The 7,361-nt window shown below is 71.5% G+C and carries 4 protein-coding genes and 1 pseudogene; 3 read left to right on the forward strand and 2 right to left on the reverse strand.

Features of this window, described 5'->3' with window-relative positions; translation table 11 throughout:
- Window positions 1-85: 85 nt before the first annotated feature.
- Window positions 86-3,352, forward strand: coding sequence for an efflux RND transporter permease subunit (locus Q392_RS08715; protein ID WP_038204784.1), 3,267 nt, complete (start codon window positions 86-88; stop codon window positions 3,350-3,352).
- A 28-nt stretch (window positions 3,353-3,380) separates the two neighbouring features.
- A complete protein-coding gene (locus Q392_RS08720) occupies window positions 3,381-4,838 on the forward strand; it encodes an efflux transporter outer membrane subunit (RefSeq protein ID WP_038204786.1) in 1,458 nt (485 codons plus the stop codon).
- Window positions 4,839-4,872: 34 nt separating this feature from the next.
- On the opposite strand, the gene Q392_RS08725 is transcribed toward Q392_RS08720, so the two are convergent.
- Entirely contained in the window at window positions 4,873-5,241 is a 369-nt protein-coding gene (locus tag Q392_RS08725; protein ID WP_051953108.1) for a cupin domain-containing protein, read from the reverse strand.
- A gap of 614 nt (window positions 5,242-5,855) precedes the next feature.
- Between Q392_RS08725 and Q392_RS33850 the strand changes: the two are divergent.
- Window positions 5,856-7,019 (forward strand): annotated as a pseudogene (locus tag Q392_RS33850) (asparagine synthase-related protein); the annotation flags it as partial.
- A gap of 33 nt (window positions 7,020-7,052) precedes the next feature.
- Here the strand turns inward: Q392_RS33850 and Q392_RS33855 are convergent.
- The coding region (locus Q392_RS33855) for a transposase (protein ID WP_157008417.1) at window positions 7,053-7,361 on the reverse strand (309 nt) is incomplete at its 5' end.

The following is a 7,361-nucleotide window of genomic DNA, read 5'->3' on the forward strand; positions in this document are numbered from 1 at the left end:
TTCAAGACGAAGCAGACGCCACCGTGCGGGCCCCCGCGGCCCGCGCGGGGGCCTTCCTCACCCCGCCACCGCAGGAGATGGCGCCATGAACCTCTCTAAATTCTTCATCGACCGGCCGATCTTCGCCGGCGTGCTGTCGCTGCTCATGCTGATCGCCGGCCTGATCGCGCTGCGCGGCCTGCCGATCTCGGAGTACCCCGAGGTCTCGCCGCCGCAGATCGTGGTGCGCGCGCAGTACCCCGGCGCCAACCCCAAGGTGATCGCCGAGACCGTCGCGATGCCGCTGGAGGAGCAGATCAACGGCGTGGAAGGCATGCTCTACATGGGCAGCCAGGCCACCACCGACGGCGTGATGACGCTCACCGTCACCTTCCGCCTGGGCACCGACCCCGACAAGGCGCAGCAACTGGTGCAGAACCGCGTCGCGCAGGCCGAGCCGCGACTGCCGGAAGAGGTGCGCCGGCTGGGCCTGACGACCGTGAAGAGCTCGCCCGACATCACGATGGTGGTGCACCTGGTCTCGCCCAACAACCGCTACGACATCGACTACCTGCGCAACTACGCGGTGCTCAACGTCAAGGACCGGCTGGCGCGCATCGAGGGCGTGGGCCAGGTGCAGATCTGGGGCGGCGGCGAGTACGCGATGCGCGTCTGGCTCGACCCGCAGAAGATGGCGCAGCGGGGCCTCTCGGCCAGCGACGTGGTGGGCGCCATCCGCGGCCAGAACCTGCAGGCGGCCGCCGGCGTGGTGGGCGCCTCGCCGGGGCTGCCGGGGGTGGACCTGCAACTGTCGGTGAATGCCCGCGGACGCCTGGCCAACGAGGAGGAGTTCGGCGACATCATCGTCAAGGGCGGCGCCGCGGGCGAGCCCTCGACCCAGGTGGTGCGGCTGCGCGACGTGGCCCGCCTGGAGCTGGGCGCGGCCGACTACTCGCTGCGCTCGTTGCTCGACAACGACCCGGCGGTGGGCATCGGCGTGTTCCAGGCGCCGGGCTCCAACGCGCTGCAGATCTCCGACACCGTGCGCCACACGATGGACGAGATCCAGAAGACCATGCCCGAGGGCGTGGAGTACCGCATCGCCTACGACCCGACGCAGTTCGTGCGTGCCTCCATCGCGTCGGTGATCCACACGCTGCTGGAGGCGGTGGCGCTGGTGGTGCTGGTCGTGATCCTGTTCCTGCAGACCTGGCGCGCCTCGATCATCCCGCTGCTGGCGGTGCCGGTGTCGGTGATCGGCACCTTCGCGGTGCTGCACCTGCTGGGCTTCTCGATCAACGCGCTGTCGCTCTTCGGGCTGGTGCTGGCCATCGGCATCGTGGTCGATGACGCCATCGTGGTGGTCGAGAACGTGGAGCGCAACATCGAGGCGGGCCTCAGCCCGCGCGACGCGACCTACCGCGCCATGCGCGAGGTCTCGGGGCCGATCATCGCCATCGCGCTGGTGCTGGTGGCGGTGTTCGTGCCGCTGGCCTTCATCTCGGGCCTCACGGGGCAGTTCTACCGGCAGTTCGCCGTCACCATCGCCATCTCGACGGTGATCTCGGCGATCAACTCGCTGACGCTCTCGCCGGCGCTGGCGGCGCTGCTGCTCAAGGGGCACGACGCGCCGCGCGACGCGCTCACCCGCGGCATGGACAAGGTGCTGGGCGGCTTCTTCCGCGGCTTCAACCGCTTCTTCCACCGCGGCAGCGAGGCCTACGGCGGCGGCGTGCGCGGCGTGATCTCGCGCAAGACGCTGATGCTCGTGATCTACCTGGCGCTGGCGGGGCTGACCTTCGGCCTGTTCAAGGCGGTGCCCGGCGGCTTCGTGCCGACGCAGGACAAGCAGTACCTGATCGGCTTCGCGCAGTTGCCCGACGGCGCCACGCTCGACCGCACCGACGAGGTGATCCGCCGCATGGGCGAGATCATGAAGAAGAACCCGAACATCGAGGGCACGCTGGCCTTCCCGGGGCTGTCGATCAACGGCTTCACCAACAGCTCCAACGCCGGCATCGTGTTCGCGATGCTCAAGCCCTTCGACCAGCGCAAGGGCGCGGACCAGAGCGGCGCGGCGGTGGCGGGCCAGCTCAACCAGGCCTTCGCCGGCATCCAGGACGCCTTCATCGTGATGTTCCCGCCGCCGCCGGTGGCGGGGCTGGGCACCACGGGCGGCTTCAAGCTGCAGCTCGAGGACCGCGCCTCGCTCGGCTACGAGGCGATGGACAAGGCGGTGCAGGCCTTCATGGGCAAGGCGCGCCAGGCGCCGGAGCTGACGGGCATGTTCACCAGCTGGCAGGTCAACGTGCCGCAGCTCTTCGCCGACGTCGACCGCACCAAGGCACGCCAGCTCGGCGTGCCGCTGACGGACATCTTCGACACGCTGCAGATCTACCTGGGCAGCCTCTACGCCAACGACTTCAACAAGTTCGGCCGCACCTACAGCGTGCGCGTGCAGGCCGACGCGCCGTACCGCGCGCGGGCCGAGGACATCGGCGCGCTGAAGGTGCGCTCCGCCTCGGGCGAGATGATCCCGCTGGCGGCGCTGATGAAGGTGGAATCGAGCTTCGGCCCCGAGCGCGCCATGCGCTACAACGGCTACCTCACCGCCGACATCAACGGCGCCGCGGGGCCGGGCTTCTCGTCGGGCCAGGCGCAGGCCGTCATCGAGCGCATCGCCGCCGAGACGCTGCCGCCGGGCATCCACTTCGAATGGACCGACCTGACCTACCAGGAGATCCTGGCCGGCAACTCGGCGGTGATCGTGTTCCCGCTGGCGATCCTGCTGGTCTTCCTGGTGCTGGCCGCGCAGTACGAGAGCCTGACGCTGCCGCTGGCGATCATCCTGATCGTGCCGATGGGCCTGCTGGCGGCGATGACGGGCGTGTGGCTCTCGGCGGGCGACAACAACGTCTTCACGCAGATCGGGCTGATCGTGCTGGTGGGCTTGTCGGCCAAGAACGCGATCCTGATCGTCGAGTTCGCGCGCGAGCTGGAGTTCGCGGGACGCACGCCGGTGCAGGCCGCCATCGAGGCCAGCCGGCTGCGCCTGCGGCCGATCCTGATGACCTCGCTGGCCTTCATCATGGGCGTGCTGCCGCTGGTGCTGTCCACCGGCGCCGGCGCCGAGATGCGGCGCGCGATGGGCGTGGCCGTGTTCGCCGGGATGATCGGCGTGACGGCCTTCGGCCTGTTCCTCACGCCGGTGTTCTACGTCGCACTGCGGCGGCTGGCCGGCAACCGGCCGCTGCGCCAGCACGGGCAGGTGCCCACGCATGCGGACGACTTCGTTTCCGCCGAGCACCCGGCGCGTGGCGGAGGTTCCGGCCCGCAACTGCTGCCGGCCGCGCCGCGCGGCCACCACGAATGAACGCATCGCGTCCACGAGGAGAACGACCATGACGAACTTTCTTCCCCGCATGGCGCTCGCGCCTTTGCTGGCCGCCCTGGTGCTGGCCGGCTGCGCCAGCGCGCCCGAAGGCGTGCCGGCGGTGGGGACGCCGGCGCAGTTCAAGGAGGCGCTGGCGCCCTCCGGCCCGGGCACCGAAGGCCGCTGGACTGCTGCCGCGCCGGCCGAGGCCCAGCCGCGCGGCGAGTGGTGGCGCGCCTTCCAGGACCCGGTGCTCGACGCGCTGATCGCGCGCGCCGCCGAGAACAACACCAGCTTGCAGCAGGCCGCCGCCCGCGTGCGGCAGGCGAGGGCGCTGGCGCGCTCGGCGCAGGCCGACCGCCTGCCGCAGATCGGCCTCGATGCCGGCGCCGGCCGCCAGCGCGGCCTGGACCGCAACCAGTCCACGCAGCCCTCGACCCTGCTCACCGCCGGCGTCGGCGCTGCCTGGGAACTGGACCTGTTCGGCCGCCTCGCGCGCACCGGAGACGCTGCGCAGCTCGACGCGCAGGCGCGCGAGGCGCTGCTGCAGAGCACCCGCCTGATGGTGCAGGCCGAAGTGGCCCAGACCTACCTGGCCCTGCGCGCCGCCGATGCGGAACGCGCCCTGGTGCGCGAGAGCGTGGACGCCTACCGCGACACCCTGCGCCTGACGCAGCGCCGCCAGCAGGCGGGCGACGTGGCCGCGCTGGACGTGGCGCGGGTGCAGACCGAGGTCGCGTCCAACGAGTCCGAGGCGCTGGCGCTGGACCGACGCCGCGCCGAGCTGGAGCACGCGCTGGCGGTGCTGGTCGGCGAGCCGCCGGCCGGCTTCGGCGTCGGCGTCGCGCCCTGGCGGACGGCGCTGCCGGTGGTGCCGGCGGGCGTGCCTTCCACCGTGCTGACGCGCCGGCCCGACGTGGCCGCGGCGCAGGCGCAGGTGCTGGCGGCACAGGCGCGCGTCGGCGCGGCGAAGGCCGCGTACTTCCCCGACATCGCCCTGACGGCCGGCGGCGGCTTCGCCTCGCCGGAGCTGGGCGACCTGTTCAAGTGGTCGGCCCGCTCGTGGGGCATCGGCGCGCTGCTGTCGCTACCGATCTTCGACGGCGGCCGGCGCGCGGCCGGCGTGGAGCAGGCCGCCGGCCGGCTGGACGAGGCGCTGGCGGACTACCGCGCGCAGTCGCTCACCGCCTTCCGCGAGGTGGAGGACCAGCTCTCCGGCCTGCGCCTGCTGCACGAGCAGGCCCGGGCCCAGGCCACCGCCGTGGAGGCCGCGGGCCGCGCGATGCAGTTGTCGGACACGCGCTACCGCAACGGCTACATCAGCCAGCTCGACCTGCTGGACGCCCGCCGCAGCGAACTGCGCAACCGCCGCCAGGCACTGCAGGTGCGGGCCGCGCAGTACCAGGCGACGGTGGGGCTGGTGCGCGCGCTGGGCGGCGGCTGGGGCGAGGCGCCGGTGGTTGCCGGCATGAACCGTTCGGGCTGAGCCTGTCGAAGCCTCGCGCGGCGCTTCGACAAGCTCAGCGCGAACGGTTGATCGTTGAATCAGCCGCCTCCTGTTTGGGCGTCAGCACGATGGTCAGCAGCGCCGACGAATCGACCGGCGCGCTGACGGCATGCAGCTCGTCGCCGGTGAGGAAGAGCAACTGTCCGGGCTCGAGCACCCGCACGCCCGCGCGCAGCTCCACCTGCAGCAGGCCCTCGATGCACTGCAGGGTGATCTCGCCGTGCACGCTGTGCGGCGGCATGGTCTTGCCGGCCGGCAGCACGAGGCGGATCACCTCCAACTGGCGCGACTTGAACAGCGCGACGGAGGGGCTGGCGCCGAGCCGGGGGCCGAGCGGGCGCACGTCGCAGGGCGCGCCGGGGGTTGCGTGGGTCAATGCCATGGTGATCGGTGCCGTGGGGAAGACAGGGGCTGCGGGGCAGGATGCCATTGGTGTCGCCATCCAGCAAGAGGCCGAGCGCAGCGGCGGTTCGGGTTCCTCGCGGCAAAGGGATGTCGTGCTGCGCAGCTGCTGTTTGCGAAAGGGTCGCAAGAAATTACGATGCTGCGCAGAGTTCGCCGGCCACGCGCAGTCGTTCCTGCGGGGACATCGCATCGCTCGCGGGCATCCTTCAATCCAGATGCGTGCCTTCGCGAAACGGACTTCACTTGCATCACGCCAAGATGATCACCTCCCGACCACGGCGGGCGTGTGCCGCGCCCTGCATGCACCCGATCCCCGGTGGCGCATGCAGCACACGGGCTGCCACGCCGTGACGGCGTCGCCGGCAGCAGGCCATGGACGGCATCTTCGGCGTTCTGGGCCGCGATCCGGGGGAGGGCGCGCTGAGCGAGGCCGCGCGCGTGCTGGGCTGCGTGCCGAAGTTCACCACGCATGGCCCGGCCTTCTCGCTTGCCGTGTGCCCAGGCAGGCTGTCGACCATCGGATCGGCAGTGTGGGCGACAGGCGCCGGCGGGCAACTGCTTGTCGCCGTGATCGGCGTGATCGAGGAAGCCATGCCGGGCGCTGCCGCCCAGGTCGCGCTGGCACGCTATGAGCGCCACGGGCCGGGCTTCGTGGACCACCTGCATGGTTTTTTCGCGATCGTGGTGTGGGACGCACGACAGCGCCGCCTCCTGCTGTGCGCTGACCGTTGCGCCAGCGTGTGCGGGCTGTACTACCACGAGGGCGCCGGCGGGCTGAGCTTCGGCACGGCCGCGAAGGCCGTGGTTGCGTTGCCCGATGTGCCGCGCAGGATGGACCGGAGCGCGCTCGAGGACATGCTCGTGCTGGCGCACCCGGTGCCCCCCGGCACGCTGTTCGCCGGCGTCAGGCAGGTGCCGGCCGGCTGCATGCTCGACGCGGTTGCAGGCCGGCCGCCGCGCCTGATGCGCTACTGGCAGCGCCGGCCCGGCGTCGCCGCGCCTGCCGGCATGGCGGAGATCGAATCCGGCTACACGGCAGCGCTCGCTGCGGCGGTGGCTCGCGCATCGGCGAGCCGCCGGCCGCCGGCGGTGCTGCTCAGCGGGGGTGTCGATTCGGCAGCCATCGTGGCGCTGCTCCGGGCTGCCGGGCATGAGCGCATCGTCACGTACACCCTCGATGCCGATGAGGATGACACCAGCGACCGCGACACCGCCGCGCGCGTCGCGGCGCTGTTCGGCACCGAGCACCGCGTCGTCGCTCTCGGAGGGGCGTCCAGTGTCGAGGCGCTGCCCGCGATCGTGTGGCACCTCGAGATGCCGGCGCCGCACGTTCACCCTTTCTTCCGCCTGTGCGCCGAGGTGCGCCGCGAGCACGACGTGGTCCTTGGCGGATACGGCAACGATCTGGTGTGGGGCATCGCGTGGGTGCATTCGCAACACGCGCCACAGGCGCCGGCCGGGCGTGCGGCCCGCTACCTTGCGGCGCGGCGCATGCTCGGCCGCGCGGCGGTGGCGCAGCTGCTTCCGGGGGCGGCGCCGACGGACGATGCGCTGGCCGAGCGCATTGCCGGCGCCGTGCCGGGCTGCGGGGAGGCGCGCGAAGACGCCATCGCGCTCGACGAAGGCTTGTTCGGCGATCAACGGGTGATGCGCGAGATCGGCGCGATCGCGACCGCAGCGCATGGCCTGTGGGTTCAATCGCCCTACAGCTTCGCCGGCGTCGTCGCCGCGGCCGAACGCGTGCCGCTCGGCGCCAGGGCGAGCTGGACTGAGCAACCGTCTTGCTCGTCAAGCGCAATGCATAGTCGAATCCCACATCGAGCCATGTTTGGCGATGGCGTTGAGCATCGTCAGCAGCTTGCGCATGCAGGCGACCAGGGCGACCTTCTTGCGCTTGCCGGCCATCAGCAGGCGCTCGTAGCACGCCTTGAGCGCCGGGTTGTACCGCACTGCCGTGAGGGTGGCCATGTACAGCGTTCGTCGCACATCGGCGCGCCCACCCCAGATGCAACGCTGCCCGCGCATCTGGCCGGAGTCGCGATTCAAAGGCGCCACGCCCACCAGCGCGGCGATGCGGCGCCGGTCGAGCTTGCCCAA

Source organism: Xenophilus azovorans DSM 13620, assembly GCF_000745855.1.
GTDB classification, from domain to species: Bacteria; Pseudomonadota; Gammaproteobacteria; order Burkholderiales; family Burkholderiaceae_C; genus Xenophilus; species Xenophilus azovorans.